A 728-nucleotide genomic window follows, 5' to 3' on the forward strand; every position below is an offset into this window, starting at 1 on the left:
TAAGTGGCGGCAGGCAACCGCAAGAGTATCAGAAAGTATGTGGCTGCCCTCGTTACGGGCACGGCCGCGTGTGCATATATTTTGAGTCCGGTCGTCGCTTACGCCCAGGCCAATAATAATAATGCCAACACCAACAATGGCGGCGCCGGCGCTGCGACCTCCCCTATCAAGGTGAAGGTGCCGGAAGGCTCTAAGCTAGTCCTTTCGTCCAACGAATTGGTCTATAACAAGGATACGCAGATCGTCACGGCGACGGGTGCGGTCCAGATCAACTATGGCGGCTATAGAATGGTCGCCCAGAAGGTTGAATATAATCAGAAATCCGGGCGGATGACGGCTCTCGGCAATGTCGAGCTGATCACCCCGGACGGCAATCGCATGTACGGTGACAAAATGGACGTCACCGACAGCTTCTCCGACGGTTTCGTCAACGCTCTGCGCATCGAAATGCCCGACAACACCCGTATGGTCGCCGAAAAGGGCGAGCGGGTCGGCGGCAATCAGCTGATTCTCACAAAAGGCGTCTATACCGCTTGCATGGCCTGTTCCGAGCAAGGCCGCGCGCCACTGTGGCAGGTCAAGGCACAGCGTGTCGTCCAGAACGGCGTGACACACACGATTCGTCTCGAGCACGCCCGTTTCGAGTTGTTCGGACAGCCGATCGCCTATGTTCCGTGGGTCACGGTTCCCGACAATACGGTCAAGCGCAAGTCCGGCTTCCTGTTTCC

Annotated in this window: 1 protein-coding gene; it reads left to right on the plus strand. The window is 57.3% G+C overall.

Features of this window, described 5'->3' with window-relative positions; translation table 11 throughout:
- Positions 1 to 3 precede the first annotated feature (3 nt).
- A partial coding sequence (locus JJQ51_RS32810; protein WP_269245868.1) for an LPS-assembly protein LptD occupies positions 4 to 728 on the plus strand: 725 nt, incomplete at its 3' end.

It is taken from the genome of Rhizobium sp. AG207R (assembly GCF_027109195.1).
In the GTDB taxonomy this organism is placed as follows: domain Bacteria; phylum Pseudomonadota; class Alphaproteobacteria; order Rhizobiales; family Rhizobiaceae; genus Rhizobium; species Rhizobium dioscoreae.